At 53.3% G+C, this 22,129-nt stretch carries 23 protein-coding genes; 6 read left to right on the forward strand and 17 right to left on the reverse strand.

What is annotated here, in order from left to right; translation table 11 throughout:
• Window positions 1-26: 26 nt before the first annotated feature.
• From ACOTYH_RS08770 to ACOTYH_RS08790, 5 genes are all read right to left on the reverse strand, one after another.
• Complete coding sequence (locus ACOTYH_RS08770; RefSeq protein WP_254909581.1) at window positions 27-254, reverse strand: GNAT family N-acetyltransferase; 228 nt, start codon at window positions 252-254, stop codon at window positions 27-29.
• A gap of 11 nt (window positions 255-265) precedes the next feature.
• Window positions 266-2,473 carry a peptidase domain-containing ABC transporter gene (locus ACOTYH_RS08775; RefSeq protein ID WP_421637687.1) on the reverse strand — a complete coding sequence of 736 codons (2,208 nt, stop codon included), beginning with the start codon at window positions 2,471-2,473 and terminating at the stop codon, window positions 266-268.
• Window positions 2,473-3,726: an HlyD family secretion protein gene (locus ACOTYH_RS08780; RefSeq protein ID WP_421637688.1), complete on the reverse strand. Its 1,254-nt coding sequence runs from the start codon at window positions 3,724-3,726 to the stop codon at window positions 2,473-2,475. The genes ACOTYH_RS08775 and ACOTYH_RS08780 overlap by 1 nt, the downstream gene beginning before the upstream one ends.
• A 93-nt stretch (window positions 3,727-3,819) precedes the next feature.
• Window positions 3,820-4,386: a type II CAAX prenyl endopeptidase Rce1 family protein gene (locus ACOTYH_RS08785; RefSeq protein WP_421637689.1), complete on the reverse strand. Its 567-nt coding sequence runs from the start codon at window positions 4,384-4,386 to the stop codon at window positions 3,820-3,822.
• A 497-nt stretch (window positions 4,387-4,883) separates the two neighbouring features.
• Window positions 4,884-5,216, reverse strand: a complete 333-nt coding sequence (locus ACOTYH_RS08790) for a hypothetical protein (protein ID WP_421637690.1) — start codon at window positions 5,214-5,216, stop codon at window positions 4,884-4,886.
• 431 nt (window positions 5,217-5,647) lie between these two features.
• Here ACOTYH_RS08790 and ACOTYH_RS08795 point away from each other — a divergent pair, with 431 nt between their 5' ends.
• On the forward strand, window positions 5,648-6,196 hold the full coding sequence (locus tag ACOTYH_RS08795; protein ID WP_023303733.1) for a GNAT family N-acetyltransferase: 549 nt from the start codon (window positions 5,648-5,650) through the stop codon (window positions 6,194-6,196).
• Here the strand turns inward: ACOTYH_RS08795 and ACOTYH_RS08800 are convergent.
• From ACOTYH_RS08800 to sad, 8 genes are all read right to left on the reverse strand, one after another.
• Window positions 6,184-7,098, reverse strand: coding sequence for a bestrophin family protein (locus ACOTYH_RS08800; RefSeq protein WP_017693427.1), 915 nt, complete (start codon window positions 7,096-7,098; stop codon window positions 6,184-6,186). The genes ACOTYH_RS08795 and ACOTYH_RS08800 overlap by 13 nt on opposite strands.
• Before the next feature lie 199 nt (window positions 7,099-7,297).
• Window positions 7,298-8,749 (reverse strand): tagaturonate reductase, encoded by a 1,452-nt coding sequence (locus ACOTYH_RS08805; RefSeq protein WP_421637691.1) that lies wholly within the window; start codon window positions 8,747-8,749, stop codon window positions 7,298-7,300.
• Between the two features lie 117 nt (window positions 8,750-8,866).
• Window positions 8,867-9,394 (reverse strand): GNAT family N-acetyltransferase, encoded by a 528-nt coding sequence (locus ACOTYH_RS08810; RefSeq protein WP_032648309.1) that lies wholly within the window; start codon window positions 9,392-9,394, stop codon window positions 8,867-8,869.
• 82 nt (window positions 9,395-9,476) lie between these two features.
• Complete coding sequence (locus tag ACOTYH_RS08815) at window positions 9,477-10,442, reverse strand: sensor domain-containing diguanylate cyclase (RefSeq protein WP_421637692.1); 966 nt, start codon at window positions 10,440-10,442, stop codon at window positions 9,477-9,479.
• 58 nt (window positions 10,443-10,500) lie between these two features.
• The gene (locus tag ACOTYH_RS08820; RefSeq protein WP_003857163.1) at window positions 10,501-10,863 is read right to left on the reverse strand and encodes a DUF4186 domain-containing protein; all 363 of its coding nucleotides are present in this window, start codon (window positions 10,861-10,863) and stop codon (window positions 10,501-10,503) included.
• On the reverse strand, window positions 10,863-11,789 hold the full coding sequence (gene glsB / locus ACOTYH_RS08825; protein WP_003857165.1) for a glutaminase B: 927 nt from the start codon (window positions 11,787-11,789) through the stop codon (window positions 10,863-10,865). Before glsB ends, ACOTYH_RS08820 begins: the two co-directional genes overlap by 1 nt.
• Before the next feature lie 62 nt (window positions 11,790-11,851).
• On the reverse strand, window positions 11,852-13,441 hold the full coding sequence (locus ACOTYH_RS08830) for a methyl-accepting chemotaxis protein (protein ID WP_077580127.1): 1,590 nt from the start codon (window positions 13,439-13,441) through the stop codon (window positions 11,852-11,854).
• Between the two features lie 127 nt (window positions 13,442-13,568).
• Complete coding sequence (gene sad, locus ACOTYH_RS08835) at window positions 13,569-14,951, reverse strand: succinate-semialdehyde dehydrogenase (protein WP_058689378.1); 1,383 nt, start codon at window positions 14,949-14,951, stop codon at window positions 13,569-13,571.
• Between the two features lie 99 nt (window positions 14,952-15,050).
• Between sad and ptrR the strand changes: the two genes are divergently transcribed.
• Window positions 15,051-15,929 carry a putrescine utilization regulator PtrR gene (ptrR, locus tag ACOTYH_RS08840; RefSeq protein WP_017382364.1) on the forward strand — a complete coding sequence of 293 codons (879 nt, stop codon included), beginning with the start codon at window positions 15,051-15,053 and terminating at the stop codon, window positions 15,927-15,929.
• On the opposite strand, the gene ACOTYH_RS08845 is transcribed toward ptrR, so the two are convergent.
• Both ACOTYH_RS08845 and ACOTYH_RS08850 read right to left on the reverse strand, forming a co-directional pair.
• Complete coding sequence (locus tag ACOTYH_RS08845; RefSeq protein ID WP_032619672.1) at window positions 15,926-16,738, reverse strand: PhzF family phenazine biosynthesis protein; 813 nt, start codon at window positions 16,736-16,738, stop codon at window positions 15,926-15,928. The two genes, ptrR and ACOTYH_RS08845, sit on opposite strands and share 4 nt — an antisense overlap.
• A 21-nt stretch (window positions 16,739-16,759) precedes the next feature.
• The gene (locus tag ACOTYH_RS08850) at window positions 16,760-17,548 is read right to left on the reverse strand and encodes a PhzF family phenazine biosynthesis protein (protein WP_017693433.1); all 789 of its coding nucleotides are present in this window, start codon (window positions 17,546-17,548) and stop codon (window positions 16,760-16,762) included.
• A gap of 176 nt (window positions 17,549-17,724) precedes the next feature.
• Here ACOTYH_RS08850 and ACOTYH_RS08855 point away from each other — a divergent pair, with 176 nt between their 5' ends.
• Window positions 17,725-18,921 carry a sugar transporter gene (locus ACOTYH_RS08855; protein ID WP_033487941.1) on the forward strand — a complete coding sequence of 399 codons (1,197 nt, stop codon included), beginning with the start codon at window positions 17,725-17,727 and terminating at the stop codon, window positions 18,919-18,921.
• A gap of 237 nt (window positions 18,922-19,158) precedes the next feature.
• On the opposite strand, the gene ACOTYH_RS08860 is transcribed toward ACOTYH_RS08855, so the two are convergent.
• Complete coding sequence (locus ACOTYH_RS08860; protein ID WP_017693435.1) at window positions 19,159-19,824, reverse strand: MarC family NAAT transporter; 666 nt, start codon at window positions 19,822-19,824, stop codon at window positions 19,159-19,161.
• A gap of 255 nt (window positions 19,825-20,079) precedes the next feature.
• Between ACOTYH_RS08860 and marR the strand changes: the two genes are divergently transcribed.
• From marR to marB, 3 genes are read left to right on the forward strand one after another with little or no spacing between them, the layout of a single operon-like run.
• Window positions 20,080-20,514 (forward strand): multiple antibiotic resistance transcriptional regulator MarR, encoded by a 435-nt coding sequence (marR, locus tag ACOTYH_RS08865; RefSeq protein ID WP_017383983.1) that lies wholly within the window; start codon window positions 20,080-20,082, stop codon window positions 20,512-20,514.
• A gap of 20 nt (window positions 20,515-20,534) precedes the next feature.
• Window positions 20,535-20,915 (forward strand): MDR efflux pump AcrAB transcriptional activator MarA, encoded by a 381-nt coding sequence (gene marA, locus ACOTYH_RS08870; RefSeq protein WP_001303241.1) that lies wholly within the window; start codon window positions 20,535-20,537, stop codon window positions 20,913-20,915.
• A 32-nt stretch (window positions 20,916-20,947) separates the two neighbouring features.
• Window positions 20,948-21,163, forward strand: coding sequence for a multiple antibiotic resistance protein MarB (gene marB, locus ACOTYH_RS08875; RefSeq protein ID WP_015570538.1), 216 nt, complete (start codon window positions 20,948-20,950; stop codon window positions 21,161-21,163).
• Window positions 21,164-21,202: 39 nt separating this feature from the next.
• Here marB and eamA read toward each other — a convergent pair whose 3' ends face one another.
• The gene (gene eamA / locus ACOTYH_RS08880; RefSeq protein ID WP_017383984.1) at window positions 21,203-22,102 is read right to left on the reverse strand and encodes an O-acetylserine/cysteine exporter; all 900 of its coding nucleotides are present in this window, start codon (window positions 22,100-22,102) and stop codon (window positions 21,203-21,205) included.
• Between the last annotated feature and the right edge of the window lie 27 nt (window positions 22,103-22,129).

The raw sequence follows: 22,129 nt of genomic DNA on the forward strand, positions 1-22,129 counted from the left end.
GCAGATACAGTGTGATACAAACCCGGTTAAGGGGTGATTCGGTACCGGACGTAATCGTCGGCTTCACCATAGTGGTCATACAGCTTACGCGCCGGATTGTGCATGCGGGTTACCCAGTAGAGTTTTGACCACCCTTCCCGCTTACCCTCATCGATCAGGGCGTCGATAAGCGCTTTACCCGCCCCTGCGCCACGTTCGGCAGCGTCAACAAATAGATCTTCCAGATAGGGGTAAGTTTGGATATCGAAAATTATGTACGTTAAGGTTAATTTTTTGCCATCACGTCATTAGTATATTCACAAACAGACTCGTCATTATTGACTGTATGCTGGAGATTCAGCTCCGTTAAGTAGCCGTCTGCCAGATACAAAACCCGGTCTGCAGAGGCTATGGTTTCCGGGCGATGGGCTATCAGCAGAACAGGAAGCCCCAGTTGACGTAAGGTCTGGCTTATCCGGATTTCACTCTCAACATCAAGGTGGCTGGTCGCTTCATCCAGTAACAGGAATCCCGGTTTCTTGTACAACGCCCTTGCCAGCAGAATGCGTTGTTTTTGTCCTCCGGAAAGCCCTCCGCCGGTTTCACCAATCAGCGTCTGATACCCCATCGGCATTGCCATAACATCGCTGTCGATAAGTGCTAGTCTTGCGCACTGGATCATTCGTTCATAATTTCGGTCATCACTGAAAAAAATAATGTTATCTGCTACAGAACCTTTGAAAAGATGGTCATCCTGCAGTACGGTACCGATACGCTGACGAACCTGAAAATAATCCGGATGCGTATGCAATATGCCAAATGCCCTGATCCTGCCCTCATCAGGGATGTGGATCCCAAGGATAAGCTTCACCAGTGTCGTTTTCCCGCATCCGGATTTACCTGTAATGGCAACGACTTCTCCGGGATTGAGTGTCAGCGACACCCCGCCGATTATCGGATTTTCCCCTCCCTTGTGGCTGGAGATGATGTGCTCAAGTACTAGAGGAGCATGAGCATATTCATCCATCTCCCTGCGGGATACAGAAGGAATGTGCGAAGCGTTGTTATGCTCACGAAAAGGCTGTTGCTGAAGGCCTTCTGTCGTGGTCAGTACAATATCAGCCAGTCGTTCGTTGTAAACATCGAGCATACGCCAGGAAAAAAACTTATCAGTCATGCTACTGATACTGGAAGAAAAACGCGTCTGATAGGATAAATAAGCAACCAGCATGCCGACGGTGAAGGTTCCATTCAATACCTCCCCGGCGCCTTTCCACAAAATGATTGCTGATACCACGCTGCCGGTAAGAGTGTGAGCAATGTCATAGCACATCAGCAGACGGCTCTGACGCAACTGCGTATTTCTGCGGGCAACGTTGAGATTCAGCCAGGCGGCCTCACGATGTGCCGTCACACCGTTAATTCTCAGGCTGAGGATCCCGTTGAGTGTTTCAAGAAAATGCCCGGACTCCTTGGCACCTGCATCCCAGGCATCTTCTGCCGACTGTCGAAGGGACGGATACCACAGTGCCCTCAACACACCATAGAAAATGGCTGCAAGTACGGCGATCAATGTCATTTCAGGACTGTACAGCAGCATCATGCAAAGCGCAGTCACCACGAGCAACACATCCAGAATACCTTCCAGCACTTGCGTAGTCAGCGCCTGCTGGATGGTATCTACCGCCTCAAAACGAGCATTAATACTCCCCTTACTGCGTGCATCAAACCAGGCCAGAGGAAGATGGACCAGATGATGGAAAACCCGTGCTGTCCACTGCATGTTAAAATTGACGGACAGTGTAATACTCGCCCACTGGCGGGCCAGTGACAGCAGCATCTGGGTCAGTGACATCAGCAGAAGCGCAATAATAATGACGGTCAACAAACTCTGGTCGGCAGCCACCAGGACTTCATCAATCACCAGCTGGTTGAGAAGCGGGCTTCCCAGTGTCAGGATTTCGAGTGCCACGGCAAAAACGATAATTCGCGACATTGCCGACAACAGACCTGGTGTTTTACCTGTCAGTTGGCGCAGATGGATTTTTTTCCTTTCATCCCGAGCGGTAAAATCACTGGCTGGCATCAGCTCCAGCGCGACGCCGGTGAAATGTTTTCCAGCATCCTGTAGGGAGAGCGTTACTTTTCCCTTTTCCGGATCATGAATAACCAGCCTGCTTCCGCGAACTTTATGTAGCACAACAAAATGATTCATGTTCCAGTGGAGAATACACGGGAGAGAAAGGGATCTTAGGTCCTCAAGCTCCAGCCGAACTGCCCGGCTGGATAATCCGATACCGGCCGCACATTCAGTCAGTCTCTGCAGGGTCATCCCTTGTGAGCTGATACTGAAACGTTCGCGCAGTGTGGGTAAGTCTGTTTGCAGACCATGCCAGCAGGCCATCATGACCAGGCATGCCAGACCACATTCCGCTGACTCTGTCTGTCGGGTGAGAGGAAGCTGTTTTCTCCCGGTCCATTTAAGTGTATCCATCACAGCTTTCCTTTCAGGCTCCAGAGCGGCTCAGTCAGCCACTCCCACAAATTGCGGGTATCCAGGCTGACATCCCCCTCAAGAACCATGCCGGGGCGCAGGGCTTCCTGTTTCCCATAAGCCAGAATAAAAGTATTTTCAGGTTCAACGATGACGCGGTAATGACCTTCATTCTCCTTCCAGGTCACAGGAGATACGGAGAGTAAATCAGAAGATGTCAGCGTTGTATGGCTTATTTCACGGATAGTCCCGTACTGCACACCAAACTTCTGATAGGGGAAGGCAGAGAACCGCAGGGCAACACGCTGCCCCGCCTGAATAAAGCCAGCATTCTGACTGGTAGCATAGAGTTCTATCTGCAAACGAGCATTGTCGGGAATGAGGGTCATGACAGGTTCAGATGCCCTGACAGACTGTCCCTGTCTGACCAGCACGGCAGCAACGGTTCCGGATACCGGTGAAGTCAGCGTGAAATTTTCCTTACCTGCCAGTTCGTCCTGCTGTTGCCTGATCACCTGCAACTGCCTGTCCATTTCAGCCTTCCGGCTTTCACCCTGAACGATGAGATGGTCAAGGTCGTCTTTAGCAGCCTCCATCGCGGTGTGCAGTTGCAGAAGCCCCTGACGCTGATCCTCAACGTTTTGCTGTGACGTTGAAACGTCAATCTGCTTCTGCTGGTATTCGATATCTGATACGTAATGCGTATCAGCAAGTTTCTTATAGCGCTCCATAACAGACACGGCCAGCGCAGCCTGATGCACGGCAAGTGACAGACGCTTTTCTGCACTTTTAACCTGAGGTTTCAGGGAAACTATTCGCTGTTGTATGGCATGCTGCTGCTGACTGTTGTCACGCAATTCCAGGGTCTGTTGAGAAGTCAGCATTGTAAACTGAGTTTGTAGGGAAAGTCTTATAGCAGCGAGTGTACCTGCCCCCTGTTCGTTGAAATGTTCACCGCTGATATGATAAAGAGTCTCACCGGCAATAATGTGTTGACCTTCTGAGGCGGTCAATTTGGTTACGTAGCCAGCATATTGAGGAGTGATTTTTACCAGCCCGGATGAGGGCATAACGATTCCGGAAAGGTGAGCCTTATGTGTATAGCTACCATAAAGAATAAAGAGTATCAGGCACAGAAATATGAATAACGTTGTGAGTGCGCTTACTGATAAACTGAATGACGCAGGTAAGACAATCTCACCATAATCAGAATCTGCTTGATGATTTAAAGCCTCTTCCCTGAAGATATTCATATCCCAAATACCCTTCAAAAATTTAACGACAAAACAAAAGCATTCATGCACGAATGAATTATAATAGGATAAAAAAGCCCTCTGCTTCTTATTCTAACTATTAAGAGCAATATTGACACCAAAAAAAAGAATGGATTGATCTAAAATGTTATAATACTGTCCATGCATCAGACAAAAAGACAATGAAGTCAATATACATGGGATAATATACTTTTTATTAAAAATTGAGTGGAAAACACCGAAGATACAGCCCCTGTATATAATCTCCTCATAATATGGGACTACGAAGGTGGCTATTATAAATGCTATAAAACTAATATGGGAGGGTCCATAATGATATAAATTATCCCTGTAAAGATAAACATTATACTGAACCAGCAAAATGACAAACAACACAACAATAGAAAATTTTATTGAAGTTAAATCTCTACTTGGGCGTAATTTAAAACCATCCAACTTCCTTAAGTAAAAAATATACAAGAAAAATGCAATTGAAAATTCCGCAATAAACAATAAGAAAAATGACACATCGAGAGTAAGATAGCGGAGGGTTATGGATGGCGATAACGTAATTATTATTGAGATAACAGACGCAATAAAAAGAACAATTACGTTTTTCTTACTATAAATGAATGGATAGACATGCCTAAAGATTATCATGTTCAACCTATTATTAATTCATATTTTATATAAGAATCAACAAATATGGCTATGATATCGTAATCATTTTTTGATATCATGCACTTTAACTTCAGTGAACATTTGTAATGATTCCATTCTGCAACACAACAATTTTTATCGGAGTGTACTTTATTTACTTTTAAACCTATTCATCAAGTTAACGCCCCATCGAGTTACTGCTATTAATACAATCAACGCAATAAGAAACCTTGATATAATCCCTGGCCGTGATACTTCGTCAAACTCAAGAACTTCAGCGTATTTCAAAAGGGTAAATGCGATAATGAAAAAAAATAAGTAAATTAGGAAATTTAAAAATTGTTTCATGCTTAACCCGATACTTGCGATTACATTAACTTTATCAAAAATAATAACTCATCATGACTACTTCGAATAATCATTAAATATCGAAACACCTAGAATAACATTCAGTTATAATGAGCTTTTAAATTATTATCACACACAACTCAAATTACTTACCAACGGCATTGTCCGGGGCCGTTGTAATTATTACTTTTATCTTTACTACCACGATCTGAAAAACTATCTTTTGTGCTCTGACCAGCTATAGCTCCACCAATTACCCCAGCGGTCATACCCACAGGCCCCCCAGGAGAGCCGGCGATTAGACCACCGATGATTCCTGCGCCGCATGAGTCAACGCCCTTGTAAATAGAGCCATTGTTTCCTTTTGAATTACCAGGTTTAGAGCTGGTGTTACGACTACCGGCACCTTCATAATTACCGCTTCCATTGCCGCCACTTACTAATGCTATCTCATTAAGGCTTAATGCTCTTATATTCGACATAAATCATCTCCATTTAATTTAGTTTTGCATTTTGTGCTAAAAAAATATCTTACATTACTTAATGTAAAGAAAGTGTATTTATGTAAGTAAATGTAAATAAGCTATTGAACTTCGTAAACCGTAGCTCCATTTGGGAGCAGTTCAGCTCCTGCATGGGCAGGCCTATAACACGAAATCGACCTGGATTCAGGCATCTTTTCTGACGTCCAGCGCGCAATCACTTCTGCGTCGTAACAGATTTTACAGCCATGGCGCATCGCTTCGTTACGGACGTGCCAGAGTGTTTCGGCTTCTTCGGGCTGGCTTTTCTTGGCATTACATACTCCTTTATGGATAAATCTGAATAACAAAAGCACGACCAACTGGAATGTGATATTGATGAAATATCAGAACCCAAACAAATGATAACGCTCAAATATGGAGATCACCGGATGACGATACCCACGCTTACGACAGAACGCTTATTACTTAAACCCCTTGTTGCCGCCGATGCCGTCCAGATCCAGCAACGCTATCCGCGCTGGGAAATTGTCCGCTATATGGTGGCTTCAGTCCCCTGGCCCTACCCGGAAAACGGTGCAGAAAATTATGTTAACAACGTTGCACTACCCGATATGGCCAAAGGGATTGCGTGGTTCTGGACGATTCGCCGTCGCGAAGCGCCTGACGAACTGATGGGGTTGATTTGCCTGTATGACGTGGAGGACAACAACCGGGGCTTCTGGCTCGCACCGGAATTTCAGGGCCAGGGATATATGCGCGAGGCGAGTATTGCGGCCACGGATTACTGGTTCAATACGCTCAATAAACCGGTGTTACGCGCGCCGAAAGCGGCGGCCAACAGCCGCTCCCGACGTATTTCAGACAGCAGCGGCATGCGGCTCATCAGGACGGAGAAGAAAGCCTATGTCAGCGGCCTGCTGGATTCGGAGCTGTGGGAAATCACCCGCGATGAGTGGAATGCCCGTCAGGTCAGCTGATAATGCTTATCCGGCATCAGTCTTTCAGGGATGTTCTCTTCATCGTTCATCTGCAACAGATCGCGCTCCATCATGTTGCAGATGGCGTCCAGCGGCAGATCGTTATCTTCTGTCCCAAACGGATCTTCCAGCTCTTCCGCCAGCGTGTCCAGCGAGATAAAAGTGTACGAAATCAGCGCAGAGACAAAGGGCGTCATGTAATGCAGATCCACAACCAGCGCAAACGGCAGCATGATGCAGAACAGATACACCGTCCGGTGCAGGATCAGCGTATAGGCAAACGGGACTGGCGTATTGGCGATACGCTCACAGCCAGCCAGCACGATGGACATGTCATTCAGGCGGTTGTTGAGGCTGTGAAACAGGATGTCTGAAAGCTGCCCGCTACGCCGCCGCACGGCCAGCCATTCCCCCATGATCAGCAGGATACGGTTCGCCGGTGAGTTGGCGCCCATCACGTTGCGTAAATCGTCAGGCGCCAGATAGCGAGACAGCTGATCGGCATTGGTTTCTCTGCGCAGGGTCATACGTAGACAGTTAGCAAAGGCGATTTGCAGGCGAACAAACTCGCCGAGATGTTTATCATCCGGTAAGGTGTTTTTTACCTCGCGAAACAGCGAGCGCGCCGCTATCATCAACTGCCCCCAAAGCAGACGTGCCTCAACGTAGCGGGAATAACAGGCGTTATTACGGAATCCCAGGAAGATGGCAATAGCCACACCCAGAATGCTGAACGGCGCGACGGTAAACCGAATGCCCAGCGAGGTATACCACGGCAGCATGACAATCACGGCGATGGAAAGCAGGAAGTTAAGCAGCAGTCGGGTATAAATTTTGGGAAGTACCGAACCATGCCAGACAAAAATCAGTTGCAGCCAGTGCTGTTGAGGACGAACAATCATAATCAGCTTCAGAAAAGTAAAGAGCGCGGCTATTAAACGTGATCACCCTCACGGTTGCAAGCATGTTAATAACTCATTGCATTTTCTGACCTGCAAAGCTTTACGCGCACGGTGCTGCATGTGCTTTTTAAAAAAGAGCACATAGTATGTTGTAACTAAATAGGGTCTGTAAAAACCCGGCAAACGCCGGGCATCATGATTAGCAGAGCGGTTTCACCGCATCGCGCATGCCTTTGCTTAAAATCGCATCCAGATCCTGCGCAACCTGTTCTACCAGTCCGTTCACCTGAGTCAGATTCTGCTCCCAGTGCTCGCTCACGCTTAACACCGACGATACCAGCTCACGGGTAGTGACCTGTTTGTCGTGATGTTGCGTCCACAACTGCTGGTAACGTTCAAGCCAGTGCGCATCGTCCTGCACCGGATAAGGCTCACCGTTGCGTTCGGCGCGGTAGAACGCAATCAGCGCCGCCAGGGCAAAGGTCAGGCGTGCTGGCAGTTTGCCGGTCGCCTTCTGCCCTGCCAGCAGTTGCGGCAGAATGCGGGTGCGGTACTTGGTCATCCCGTTCAGGGCAATCGACAGCAGCTGATGCTTAATGTACGGATTACGGAAACGCCCCGTTACGGCACTGGCGAAGGAGTGCAGCTCGTCGCGCGGCAGATCAAGGACCGGAATAATCTCCTCATAAATAGCCTTCTCTATGAACGCGCAAATTTCCGCGTCGTTCATGGCTTCCCCTACCGTATCCAGGCCGGCCTGAAAAGCGACCGGAACCAGCGCCGTGTGCGCGCCGTTGAGGATCGCCACCTTACGCTCTTTATACGGTTTGATATCGTCAACAATCAGGACGTTGAGTGGGTATTTATCCAGGCGCAGTTCAGCTGCAAGTGATTTCGGCCCCTGAATAACAAACAGATAGAAATGTTCCGCCGTGTCGAGGAAGCTGTCGTGATAGCCCAGCCCGGCTTCCAGCTCTGCCACCTCATCACGCGGATAGCCGGTAACAATGCGGTCAACCAGCGTCGAACAGAAAGTGTTAGCATCATTCAGCCACGCAATGAATGCCGCCGGCAGCGCCCACTCCTGTGCATAGCGCAGCACCAGTTCACGCAGGGCATCGCCGTTGTAGTCGATGAGTTCGCAAGGAATGATAATCCAGCCTTTATCCGCTGCCCCGTTAAAGTGGGTAAAGCGCTCGAACAGCAGACGCGTCAGTTTGGCCGGATAGCTGACAGCTGGCGCATCGTCAAACTTATCCCCCGCGTGATAGCTGATCCCCGCCTCCGTGGTATTGGAGAAGACAAACCGCATGTCCGGGTTATGGGCGAGCTTCAGAAATTCATCGTACTGGCTGTAGACGCTGATTTCACGATTCACGGAACGAATAAGACGCGCATCGCTTACCGCTTCCCCCTGCTCATTCAGACCGCGAATAATCGTTGTATACAGACCATCCTGGGTGCTCAGGGACGGCGGAAAATCGCTCTGGATCGGCCGCACAATCACCACACCGGCATTGAGATTGGTATGCTCGTTTAAGAGGTCGATTTGCCAGTCAACGAACGCGCGCAGGAAGTTACCTTCGCCAAACTGGATGATACGTTCAGGATAGCGCGCACCGGGGAAATCACGACGGTTGAGTGTGTTCACAATGGAGGTCCTTTATGATTAGTCATACAGCCTGATAAGATTGGTGTGATAACTTATCAAAACTTCAGGACCATAACCCCTGTCTGGATCAACTCAGGATGCGATGGTGAAAAATAATCACAGAAATTTATAGAACACCGAGGTCGCCGTCATGTCCCCGTTCGGCATCAGGGCGTAGCGTGGGATCTCCCCCGCCTTTTGCCAGCCTGCTCTCTGGTAAAACGTCTCCGCGCCGCTGCCGGTTGAAGTATCAAGCACCAGTACCGTAAGCGCTTTTTCACGTGCAACCGCCTCCAGGGCTTCCATCAGCGCCATTGCCGCCCCTTTACGGCGCGCGTTCTCATGAACCAGCAGTTTCGCGACATCTGCACGGTGCGGCTGGTTTTCAGGCTGATCGGTGATCAGCTGGACCGTGCCAACCAGCCCCTGCTCCGCATCAAAACAGCCCAGGACGGTACGCTCGTCGCGCCCGACGCTGTCTGCGACGCCGGCCCAGAAGGTTTGGGCTTTCCCGGCAGAAAAAGGCAGCATAAAGCTGACGGAGGCGCCTCCGTTGACACAGTTGACGAGAATATCGTTCAGGGCATCGATGTGGGTGAGGATGTCCTGCCGGGAGAGAGGTTTAATCAGCATGGGAGAGTTCATTGTGCGTCCTTAGGTTGAATCTCTCCACTTTGCTATTAACATTTTTGTAACGCAATAAGTGATGACATAGGATTTCGTTATGTCATTTCTCGCCGTGGTGTTGCCGCTTCATGGCGTACATTTGCGCATCCGCGTGTTTTAGCCATGCCTGCATATCGTTGCGGTGATGATCGAACTCGCTCAGCCCCCAGGAGAACTGTAACGACCAGGGATGCAGCTGACGCGCGTTATACTTTTCCGTTTGTTCCACGAGATACTGCATGGCGATCCAGGCGCCAGGCTCATCGGTATCCGCAAACAGCACCGCGAACTCATCTCCCCCGAAACGTACCAGCAGATCGGCCTCGCGGAAGGAGGAACGCATCAGGGCGGCCATCGCTTTCAGAGCTTTGTCCCCCTCCTGATGTCCGAAGCGATCGTTAATGGTTTTGAAATGGTCCAGATCCAGCCAGCCAAGGGTTAAGGGTTCTGCCCGACGCTGCGAAACCGACAGTGCAAACTGCGCAAACTGGTTAAACCCGCGACGGTTAAACAGCCCCGTGAGTTCATCGGTTGTGGCCGCGCTAACGGCTGCAAACTCATCCTCTGCCAGTGCGCTGAGATCGGCCAGTACGGCGGAATCCGCCGCCGAAAACTCACGCGGTGCGTAATCAATGAGACACAACGAGCCTACGCACGCCCCGTCACGTAAACGCAGCGGGTAACCGGCATAAAAGCGCACGCCAGGCTCTCCCGCCACCTGCGGGTTGTCCGCAAAGCGTTCGTCCCGCAGCGTGTCACTCACCACCAGCGGCGCGTCACCCAGGATCGTATGACCACAAAACGAGAGATCGCGAGGCTGGGTGGCAGGTACCTGGCCGTCGGCAGACTTCACGATCGCGGCGTGGTCATCCACCAGCGTAATCATCGCCAGCGGCACCCTGAAAAAGCGTGTTGCCAGCCGCGTAAGACGATCAAACGCGGGGTAATTGTCGATCTCAAGCAGACCGGACTCGCGCAGAGCATTCATACGCTCCGCTTCATTCACGGGAATTTGAGGTGCCTTCATAACGTCTCCTGACGCTGAGCATTAGTAAAAGCGTAGCTTAAACAGAGACATTGTCAGTTCAGGAGGCACGATTTACCTCTATGACCAGCCAATGATGGATTACGTTGACGATATACTGTTGTTGCTGCGCACTCAGCGGCACGCCCTGCGGGATAGCGTGCCACTTAGCCAGACAGCCCCGACAGCAGGTTGCCGTGGCATGCTGGGCGATAAAAACCGGATGGCCGCGCATCGGCGTCTGCTTACCGTCATTCACCGGGTGTGCAGGCGCCAGCCGCGCGGCGACAAAATCGGCGGCATGCTTATCGATAGTCTCCGCGCCCTTATCCCAGCAGTATTGCCGCTCTTTCGTCCCTAAATGAAATCGTGAACGGAACGTGGAGCGAGCCAGGCGCGCGAACAGAGGATCTAACGTGGACATCAGTATACGGACCGTCCAAGGCGTTTGGTCAGCTGTTCCAGCGCCGCCACGCCCGCCAGTGAATTTCCGGTCTCGTCCAGTTCCGGGCTCCAGACGGCAATCGCCATCTCGTGAGGGACAATCGCCACGACCCCACCGCCAACGCCGGATTTAGCCGGCAGCCCCACGCGCCAGGCAAACTCCCCGGCATTCTGATACATCCCGCTGGTTGCCATTAAGGCGTTGATCTGCCGGGCCTGCATCGGGGAGACAACGTCCTCGCCCAGATGCGGGGCATGGCCCTGATGCGCCAGAAACAGAAAAGTCTGCGCCAGTTCGACGCAGTTCATCTTCAGCGCGCAGTAATGAAAATAGTTTTGCAGCACCGTGGCGACGTCATTATGAAAGTTGCCGAAGGACTTCATCAGCCAGGCGATGGCGGCGTTACGTGCAGAGTGTTCAAACTCAGAGCGCGCTACCACCGGATCGTAGGCGATGTCCTGCACGCCGGAAAGCTGCCGCACAATCTGGAGCATCCGCTGGCGCGGCGCGCTCAGCCGGCTTTGCAGCATATCGCACACCACCAGCGCCCCGGCGTTAATAAACGGGTTACGCGGCTTACCCTGTTCGATTTCCAGCTGGAGAAGGGAGTTGAACGGCTGACCGGACGGATCTTTGCCCACCCGCTGCCAGATCTCCTGCTCGTCATACTGGCGCATGGCGGCAACGAGGCTAAGCACTTTTGAGATCGACTGAATCGAAAAGCGCTCAAGCGCGTCTCCCGCCTGAAAACGCTGACCGTCGACAGTACAAATGGCGATACCGAGCTTATTACCGCTGATCGAAGCCAGCGCGGGAATGTAATCGGCAACCTTACCCTGCCCCAGTAACGGACGAACCTGCGCCAGAATCTCGTCCAGCATCTCATTATGGATGACCGCAGCCACACTTTGCTCCTTGCCCTCAGGCTAAAACGGGCTGCGAGTATAACAGAGGCTGATACGTCACGTCAGGCAGGGAGACGAAAACGCGAGACGGCCTGCAACAAAAGATCGGACTGCTGATGCAGGCGCTCAGAGGCATTTGACGCTTCGCTAACCAGCACATCTGTCCGACGCGATACCTGATTCAGCGCCTGAAGCTGACGGGTCATCTGATGAATGCTGTCCCCCTGATTCAGGGTGGCCAGCGAAATATCATTCAGCAGGCTGCTCAGATTCGCCACCAGCCCGGTGACCTGTTGCAAATTCTCTTCCAGACGGTTTACCACCTGAGAACCTTCTTCAATGCCCTGTAGCGAGTGGTTAATTAGCGCCTGGATGGTTTGCGTAGAGTGACTGCTTTTTCTGGCCAACAGCCCCACTTCCCGGGCAACCACCGCAAATCCGCGCCCCTGCTCTCCTGCATGGGCGGCTTCAATGGCAGCATTGAGGGCGAGAATGTTGGTCTGAAACGCCACGCTGTCGATCATCGCGACGATCCCGCGCATCTCTGAGGATCGGTCGACGATCGTCTGCATCGAGCCATTCACCGCTGACATCATTTGCTCCCCACCAGCGGCAGCCTGTCGGGCTTCATCCGCGCGCGAGCGGGCGAGTTTAGCATAACCCGTGTTCCCCTCAACGTGGGTTTCGAGATCGGCGATGTGGGCGGTCACCTCCTCCAGCTCTTTGGCCTGTCGCGTAGACTGCTGATAAAGCTTCTGATTCCCCTGCGCAAGCGATCCGATATTTTCAACCATGGAGGTAGTGGCCTCGCTGACCTGTGTCACCAGTTGCTGGAGCCCGCGCTGCATGGCGCTAATACTGCCGCTGAGCTGGCTGATTTCACGGTTAAAGCGCACAACGTCAGGCGGCGTGCCTGACAAATCCCCTGCCGCAAGCTGGTTAATCTGGATAATCAGACGGCGTAGCGGGGATATCACCCACTTCGCCATTCCGAACCAGACGGCTATGGCAATGGCCAGTAGCACCAGCGGCGCAAACAGGAACAGCCGTTGCAGACCTGAGAGTTGTTCCATGAGCGACTGACGCCCCTGTATCGTCTGCTTCTCACTCCGTTGCTGATAGCGTGCGAAATTGTCATTAAAATCGGTCTGAAACGCCTGGGCGGGTACGGCGAAAAAGAGGTCGATGCTGTTGGTTTTCACCAGCCCCTCCGCCTGCTCCCGGATGGCGTCGAAAAACAGCTGATAGCTGTTAACCAACCCCTCGTCTTTCGGCGGATTAAGCGCGAGCCAGGCCTGCCATGCCTGCTGTGACGCCGCCAGGGATTTTTGCGCCTCGTCCATCAGGCTATGCCAGCTCCCTTCCGAGCCGGTCTCCTTGTCCTGCATAAAGTACACGCCGGAGCGGTTGAGCAGATCGCTGGCCGCCAGCAGAGAAATACGGGCCTGATCCAGCCTGCTCTGCTGCTGCCAGGCCAGCTGATTGCGCTGTTCGTTACGCTGGGCTTCATTCAGGGAGGCGGTGAGCAGGAAGGAGGAAGAGAGTTGCAGGGCGGAGAAAAGGCCAATGATACAAAAGATGCCGGTCAGCAGGCCAAACTGACGAGGGATAAAGCGCGGCGCAAGACGACTAAAAATTTGCGTTAGGTTCATAATTTTCTTCTGTAACAATACGTTAGACGCGAGCGAGTCTACGAAACGAAAATGACAGAACCATTACGCAAAAATGACAGGAAACGTGAATTGCCGGGTAGCGGCCTGGCCTTACCCGGCAACAAGACTAGACGCGATCCTTCCACACCGTCTGCACATTACAGAACTCATGCAGACCGAAATGAGAAAGCTCTCGCCCGAAGCCGCTCTTCTTCACCCCGCCAAACGCGACGCGCGCATCACTGGCGCTGTAGCCGTTGATAAAGATCCCGCCGCACTCCAGCTCGCGCGCAAAGGTTTCAGCCAGCGCATCGTTCTCGGTAAAGACCGTCGCCGATAAGCCAAAATCGCTGTCGTTAGCCAGCTGCAATGCGTGCGCCGCATCGTTCGCGATGGTAATTGCCGCCACCGGACCAAACAGCTCCTGACGAAAGGCCGTCATCTGTGGGGTGACGCCGCCGAGTACGGTTGGGGCATAATAGTTACCGGTCCCGGACATCTTCTCTCCGCCCAGCAGCAGGGTCGCCCCTTCCGCCAGCGTAGCCTGCACCTGCTGATGCAGTTCATCGCGAAGATCAAATCGCGCCATCGGGCCAATATAGTTATCTTCCTCATCCGGTGCGCCCATCTTCAGCGCCTTGACCGCGTCAACAAAGCGTTGGGTAAAGGCGTCCGCCACGCCCGCTTCCACAATAAAGCGTTTTGCCGCCGCACAAACCTGCCCGGTATTCTGATAACGTCCGGCCACCGCCGCGTTGACGGCCAGATCCAGATCGGCATCGTTCAGAACGATAAACGGATCGGAGCCGCCCAGCTCCAGCACACATTTCTTCAACGCCGCGCCCGCCTGCGCGCCAATTGCCGCACCAGCCCGAACGCTGCCGGTTACGGTCACCGCCGCGATACGACGATCGTTAATCGCCTGGCTGACGCCGTCATTCGTCGCGTTCACCCAGCCAAAGACCCCCTCCGGGAAACCGGCATCCGCGAATACCTTCCCGATCAGCTCCGCCGAGCCGAGCACATTAGGCGCATGTTTAAGCAGATAGCTGTTCCCTGCCAGCAGGATCGGCACCGCACCGCGCAGCACCTGCCAGAGCGGGAAGTTCCACGGCATCACCGCCAGAACGGGCCCAAGCGGACGGTACTCAATCACCGCATTTTCGACCTGGGTAGATTCCGGGTGCAGCATCGCCGGGCCGTGTTCAGCGTACCAGTCGCAAAGACTGGCGGACTTAGCCACCTCCGCACGCGCCTGCATAATGGGCTTGCCCATCTCCCGGGAGATAGTCTGCGCCATCTCTTCCGCACGACTACGCAGCGCCGCACCCAGATCGCGAAGTTTTTGCGCCCGGTGCGCCACGCTTTCGCGTCGCCACTGACGAAAACCGGTATCCGCCTGCGCAATGGCACGCTCAACGTCACCGGACGTTGCCCACGGGTAAGCAGCCAGCGTTTCGCCGGTAGCCGGGTTGACAGAGTGGGCATGGGTAGCAGATGAATAGGTCATGATGTTCTCCACGTAATAACAGTTGATTGATTGTGGCCTACTCTGCTATTTCTTAAAAATGAATAATACTCACCACCTTATTCACGAATCGAGAATGGTATGGACTTAACTCAGCTTGAGATGTTTAACGCCGTCGCACTGACCGGCAGCATTACCCAGGCGGCGCAGAAGGTACACCGGGTGCCGTCAAACCTCACCACCCGCATCCGACAGCTAGAAGCGGATCTCGGCGTGGAACTGTTTATTCGCGAGAATCAGCGCCTGCGGCTTTCCCCCGCCGGGCACAATTTTTTGCGCTACAGCAAGCAGATCCTGGCGCTGGTTGACGAAGCGCGAATGGTCGTCGCCGGGGATGAACCGCAGGGATTATTCTCGCTCGGCGCGCTGGAAAGTACCGCCGCCGTGCGCATTCCGGAAAGTCTGGCGCGGTTTAACCAGCGCTATCCGCGCATTCAGTTTGCGTTGTCCACCGGACCTTCCGGTACGATGATTGACGGCGTGCTTGAGGGGACGCTCAGCGCCGCCTTTGTCGACGGGCCGCTCTCGCACCCGGAACTGGAAGGGATGCCGGTTTACCGGGAAGAGATGATGCTGGTCACCCCTGCGGGTCACGCAGAAGTATCAAAAGCCACGCAGGTGAGCGGCAGCGACGTGTATGCCTTTCGCGCCAACTGTTCTTACCGGCGTCATCTGGAGAGCTGGTTCCATGCCGACCGCGTCACGCCGGGAAGGATCCATGAGATGGAGTCCTATCACGGGATGCTCGCCTGCGTGATTGCCGGGGCAGGCATTGCGCTGATGCCCCGCTCCATGCTGGAGAGCATGCCGGGCCATCATCAGGTGGCGGCGTGGCCGCTGGCGGAAAACTGGCGCTGGCTCACCACCTGGCTGGTGTGGCGACGCGGGGCGATGACCCGCCAGCTTGAGGCGTTTATCGCGCTGTTGAACGAGCGTCAGCCACCAGCGCCCAGTTGTTAATGATGAACGTAGTCCTGGAGTCGAAGGAAAATTTTTCCCTTCATATACAGCGTGGCCTGCCCGCCAATCAGCACGCGGTCGCCTTTCAGCTCGCAGCGCAGATCCCCACCGCGCAAGGAGACCTGGCGGGCCGACATCTGCGTTTTACCAAGCTTTTCGCTCCAGTACGGGATCAGCATGCTGTGAGCTGATCCCGTCACCGGATCTTCCGGCACCCCTTCCCCCGGGCAGAAGAAGCGGCTGACGAAATCATACTCATCCCCCGGCGCCGTAACGCAGACCATTTTCCCGAGCGGGAGCATGGCCGCAATATCCGGCGTCAGCGCTTCCACCTGCCGCTGGCTGTCGAGCACCACCATGTAGTCACGCCCCACACGCACCTCGTCTGCTGCGTTAATGCCCAGCGCGCTGAACAGCACTGCAGGTGGAGTATCGACAACCTCGGTTGACCACGCCGGGAAATTAAGCGTCAGCCAGTCGCCGCTGCGTTGTACCGTCAGATCGCCGACAAAGCGCGTGGTGAAGGTGATTTCCGTATGCGGATAATCCAGGTATTCGAAAATAACGTGAGAAGCCGCGAGGGTTGCGTGGCCGCAGAGGTTAATTTCATCCTGCGTGGTAAACCAGCGCAGTTCAAACCCGTTATCCGTTCGGACAAAGAACGCCGTCTCTGACTGATTATGCTGCTTCGCCATCTTCAGCAGCGTCTCATCCGGCAGCCACGCTTCCAGCGGACACACCGCCGCCGCATTGCCGCCGAACGCCCTGTCGCTGAAGGCATCTACCAGATAAAAATCAATTTCCTGCATCGTGGTTCCTCTTAGATTTGTTCAGCGCAGAAATACTGTGCCCTTCAGATACAGTGCCGCCTGCCCGCCCATCCGCACGCGGTCGCCCTTGAGTTCGCAGCGTACGTCGCCACCACGGGCAGAAACCTGGCGGGCAAACATCTGTGTTTTGCCAAGCCGTTCACTCCAGTACGGGATCAGCATGGTGTGCGCGGAGCCGGTGACAGGATCTTCCGGCACGGCCACGCCTGGCGAGAAGAAACGGCTGACAAAGTCGTATTCCCCCTCGTCCCGGGCAGTGACGGCTACTTTATGCTCGCCCGGCGTCATGGCTGAGAAATCCGGATTAAGGGCTTCAACCTGCTCGCGGCTTTCCAGTACTAGCACCCAGGCGCGGCCTTTGCGCGCCTCGACGTAGTGGCTGATACCGAGTGCGGTGAGCATCTCCGGTGGCGGCGTCTGTGCCTGCGTCGGGCAGGCCGGGAAGTCCAGCGTCATCCAGTCACCTTCACGACTGACGGTCAGGCGACCAGAGGCGGTGTCAAAATGAAGGCGTGAGTCCGGATAATCCAGTTCGTGAAAAAGTACATACGCCGCGGCAAGCGTCGCGTGACCACAGAGATTAACCTCGGTGAGCGTGGTGAACCAGCGCAACTCGATCCCCCCTTTGGTACACACAAAAAACGCGGTTTCTGACTGGTTATGCTGTTGTGCCATCCGCAGTAACGTCTCATCCGGTAGCCATGCGTCGAGCGGGCACACCACCGCCGGGTTGCCGCCAAAGGAGGACGCGCTGAAGGCATCTACCAGATAAAAATCAATCTCCTGCATCGTGTTACCGCCTGTTTTTGTTGTGTTGTTCTTTATCTTCGATGAAAACAACCCCGTTCGCTACCGCTGCATGAAGGTATATTTTGTGATTCACATCACATAACGGTTGAGTTTTCACCGTTTAAGGCTTTAAGATCGTCTCCTCATCTTTCAGGCAACGAATCCCAGATATCCCTATGACAACACACACGGTTTCCCGCAGAGTCGCGTGGCTACGCGTGGTCACGCTCGCCATCGCCGCGTTTATTTTCAACACCACGGAATTTGTTCCGGTTGGGCTGTTGTCCGACATCGCCGCCAGCTTCGATATGGAAACGGCACAGGTTGGCATTATGCTGACCATCTATGCATGGGTGGTGGCGCTGATGTCGCTGCCGTTTATGCTGCTGACCAGCCAGATGGAACGTCGTAAGCTGCTGATTGGGCTGTTTGTGGTGTTCATTGCCAGCCATGTGCTGTCATTTATGGCATGGAACTTTACCGTGCTGGTCATCAGCCGCGTCGGCATCGCGTTTGCCCATGCCGTTTTCTGGTCGATCACCGCGTCCCTCGCCATTCGTCTGGCTCCGGCGGGAAAACGCGCCCAGGCGCTGAGCCTGATTGCCACCGGAACGGCGCTGGCGATGGTGTTAGGCCTGCCGATCGGGCGCATTGTGGGACAATACTTCGGCTGGCGCACCACCTTCTTTGCCATCGGCATGGGGGCGCTGATCACCCTGGTGTGTCTGATCAAACTGCTGCCAAAACTGCCCAGCGAACACTCCGGCTCGCTGAAAAGTCTGCCGCTGCTGATGCGTCGACCGGCGCTGATGAGCATCTATCTGCTGACCGTGATTGTGGTGACCGCCCATTACACGGCCTACAGCTATATTGAGCCGTTTGTTCAGGTTGTGGCGGGCTTTAGCGCTAACTTTGCCACCGTTCTGCTGCTGATCCTGGGCGGCGCGGGGATTATCGGCAGCATCCTGTTTGGGAAGCTGGGCAATAAGCACGCGTCTGCGCTGGTAAGCAGTGCGATTGGTCTGCTGCTGGCATGCCTGCTGTTACTGATGCCTGCGGCAGGCAGCGAGAGTCATCTGGCGATCCTCAGTCTGTTCTGGGGCGTGGCAATCATGATTATTGGTCTGGGAATGCAGGTCAAAGTGCTGGCCCTGGCCCCGGACGCCACGGACGTAGCGATGTCGCTCTTCTCCGGGATTTTTAATCTGGGGATTGGAGCCGGTGCGCTGGTGGGAAATCAGATCAGCCTGCATGTATCGATGTCGGCCATTGGTTATCTCGGGGCGATTCCGGCGCTGATCGCGCTGATCTGGTCGGTGCTTATCTTCCGTAAATGGCCGGTCGCGATGGAAGAACAGTCCAGCCACGGTTGACGTTTGTTATGCCGGGTGGCGGCTTCGCCTTACCCGGCCTACGAAGCATTAATATCCGTGTTCTTCATCACCGCCAAGATAACGGAATCTTTCATCTGTCATTTTGGTCTGACAATCATAGATACCGATTCTCGTTGCCAGAGGAGTGGTTGCAGAAGACGCATCGCTTTATATTCATAAGAATTATATCCATTGCGAGTAGGCCGGGTAAGGCGAAGCCGCCACCCGGCAACGTTCTCAATGATACGTCTTAACAATCTCCAGCACGCCGTTAATAATAAACTGCACGCCCATACAGACCAGCAGAAAACCCATCAGTCGGGAGATAGCTTCAATCCCCCCCTTACCCACCCAGCGCATAATCGCCCCGGAGCTGCGCAATGACCCCCAGACGATAATAGCGATAAGCGCAAAAATGATCGGCGGCGCAACGGTGATAACCCAGTGCGGGAATGTCGTCCCATCACGCACCGTTGAGGCGGAACTGATGATCATCGCAATCGTCCCCGGCCCCGCCGTGCTCGGCATGGCTAACGGCACAAACGCGATGTTGGCGCTCGGTTCGCTTTCAAGCTCCTCCGATTTGCTTTTGGCTTCCGGGGATTCGTGCGCTTTGTGCGCCGGGAACAGCATCCGGAAACCAATAAAGGCCACAATCAGCCCGCCAGCAATACGCAGACCGGGAATCGAAATACCAAAGGTATTCATCACCAGTTGCCCGGCGTAATAAGCCACCATCATTATGGCAAAGACATAGACAGAGGCCATCATCGACTGCTGATTGCGCTCTGCGCTGTTCATGTTCCCCGCCAGCCCCAGAAAAAGCGCCACCGTCGTTAACGGGTTCGCCAGCGGCAGCAACACCACCAGTCCAAGCCCCACTGCTTTAATCAAATCCAACATAACGCACCGCAGTCCTTATCCTTATTCAACATCGCAATTATAGGGGCAAATCCTCGTCCGGAGCCATCCGACAGCGTAACCATAATTGTCTCGCGTAATTCATAACCCCAGATTATTTGTATGATTTAAAAGCGTACAGAATAAGTTCCTGAAGCGTTTTAGCATTTCGTGGCATCGGCCGATTCATTCAGTTGACTTATACTTGCCTGAGCAATAATATCTGCCGTGACTAAACTACTTGCCAGGGCAACCATTGTGAAAAGCACCAGTGACCTCTTTAACGACATAATCCCACTGGGTCGTCTTATTCATATGGTTAACCAGAAAAAAGATCGCCTGCTCAATGACTATCTGTCACCGCTGGATATCACCGCAACACAGTTCAAAGTGCTGTGTTCCATTCGCTGCGAAGTGTGTATCACGCCGGTTGAGCTGAAAAAGGTGCTCTCTGTCGATCTGGGTGCGTTAACCCGCATGCTGGATCGTCTCGTCTGTAAAGGATGGATAGAACGAAGCCCTAACCCGAATGACAAACGTGGCGTACTGGTGAAACTGACCAGCGATGGCGCGGCCATGTGTGAGCAATGTCATCAATTAGTAGGACAAACACTGCACCAGGAACTGACAAAAAACTTATCGGCAGATGAAGTGGCAACGCTTGAGCTCTTACTCAAGAAAATCCTGCCGTAAACAGAAAAAGAGGTATGACGATGTCCAGACGCAATACTGACGCTATCACCATTCATAGCATTTTGGACTGGATCGAAGATAACCTGGAATCTCCACTCTCTCTTGAGAAAGTGTCTGAGCGTTCAGGTTACTCAAAATGGCACCTGCAACGGATGTTTAAAAAAGAGACCGGCCATTCATTAGGACAATATATTCGCAGCCGCAAGCTGACGGAGATTGCCCAAAAACTGAAAGAAAGCAATGAGCCGATCCTCTATCTGGCGGAACGCTACGGATTTGAATCGCAACAGACCCTGACGCGTACGTTCAAGAACTACTTTGACGTGCCGCCTCATAAGTACCGTATTACCAGTATGCCGGGTGAATCCCGTTATCTGTATCCGCTAAAACATTGCAGTTAATCATCGCCTGTTAAGACGTAACCGAGGAAATCATGAAATTTATCGCCTCCGCCGCCCTCACCTTGCTGGTGCTGGTTTCCGGCCAGAGCTTCGCGGAGCAAACCCCCAATGCGGGGCAGCAAAATAATCGTGACACCATGATTATGCCGTCCACGCAAAACCAGTCGCCCTGGGACTTCAATCACATGGGCGCTGGCAGCGACAAATCCGACGAATTAGGCGTGCCGTATTACAACCACGACCTGTAATTCGTTTTTGCCCCGCTAATGCGGGGCTTTTTTTCTGCCTTAACCCCGCACCTGCGTTGCCCGACGCACCCGCAAGCCAAAGACGTTGATATACAGCCCGGCCATAATCAGCCCTGCGCCACACAGTTGCAGCACGCTGAGCGTTTCATCCAGCAACAGTGCGGCGCTGGCAAGCCCGACCACCGGTACCAGCAGCGATAATGGCGCCACACGCCAGGTTTCATAGCGTCCGAGCAGCGATCCCCAGATACCATAGCCAATGATTGAGGCGACTAACGCCAGGTAGATCAGCGACAAAATCGTCGTCAGGTCGATCTCCACCAGGCTTTTCAACATCGCCTGCGGACCATCCAGAATAAACGACGCGGCCATAAACGGCACGATTGGGATCAATGCGCTCCAGACCACCAGCGATAAGACCGGCGGACGCGTCTCGTGCTGCATTATCAGTTTGTTAAAGATATTGCCGCACGCCCAGCTCAGCCCCGCCGCCAGGGTGAGCATAAAGCCTAGCAGCGCGACATGCTGACCGTTGAGGCTGCCTTCAATCAGCACCAGCACGCCAAAGACCGCAAGGCTAATGCCCGCCAGCTGCTTGCCCTGCAAGCGTTCGCCGAAGACAAACGCGCCGAGAATGATGGTAAAGAACGCCTGCACCTGAAGCACCAGCGAAGCCAGGCCCGCAGGCATACCGAATTTGATGGCGCAAAAAAGAAACGCAAACTGACCAAAGCTGATAGTAAGGCCGTAGCCCAGCAGCAGCTTAAGGGGAATTTTCGGGCGGGCAACGAACAGCAGCGCCGGGAAGGCCACCAGCAGGAAGCGCAGCCCCGCCAGCATCAGTGGAGGCATGTTGTGCAACCCCATTTTGATGACCACAAAATTGAGTCCCCACACCACGACAACCAGCAACGCTAACAGCCCGTCTTTCCGCGTCATTTTCCGCCCCTGAATTATTAAAATTTT

The sequence above is a fragment of the Enterobacter cloacae complex sp. SHL001 genome (assembly GCF_049236825.1).
In the GTDB taxonomy this organism is placed as follows: Bacteria; Pseudomonadota; Gammaproteobacteria; order Enterobacterales; family Enterobacteriaceae; genus Enterobacter; species Enterobacter hormaechei_C.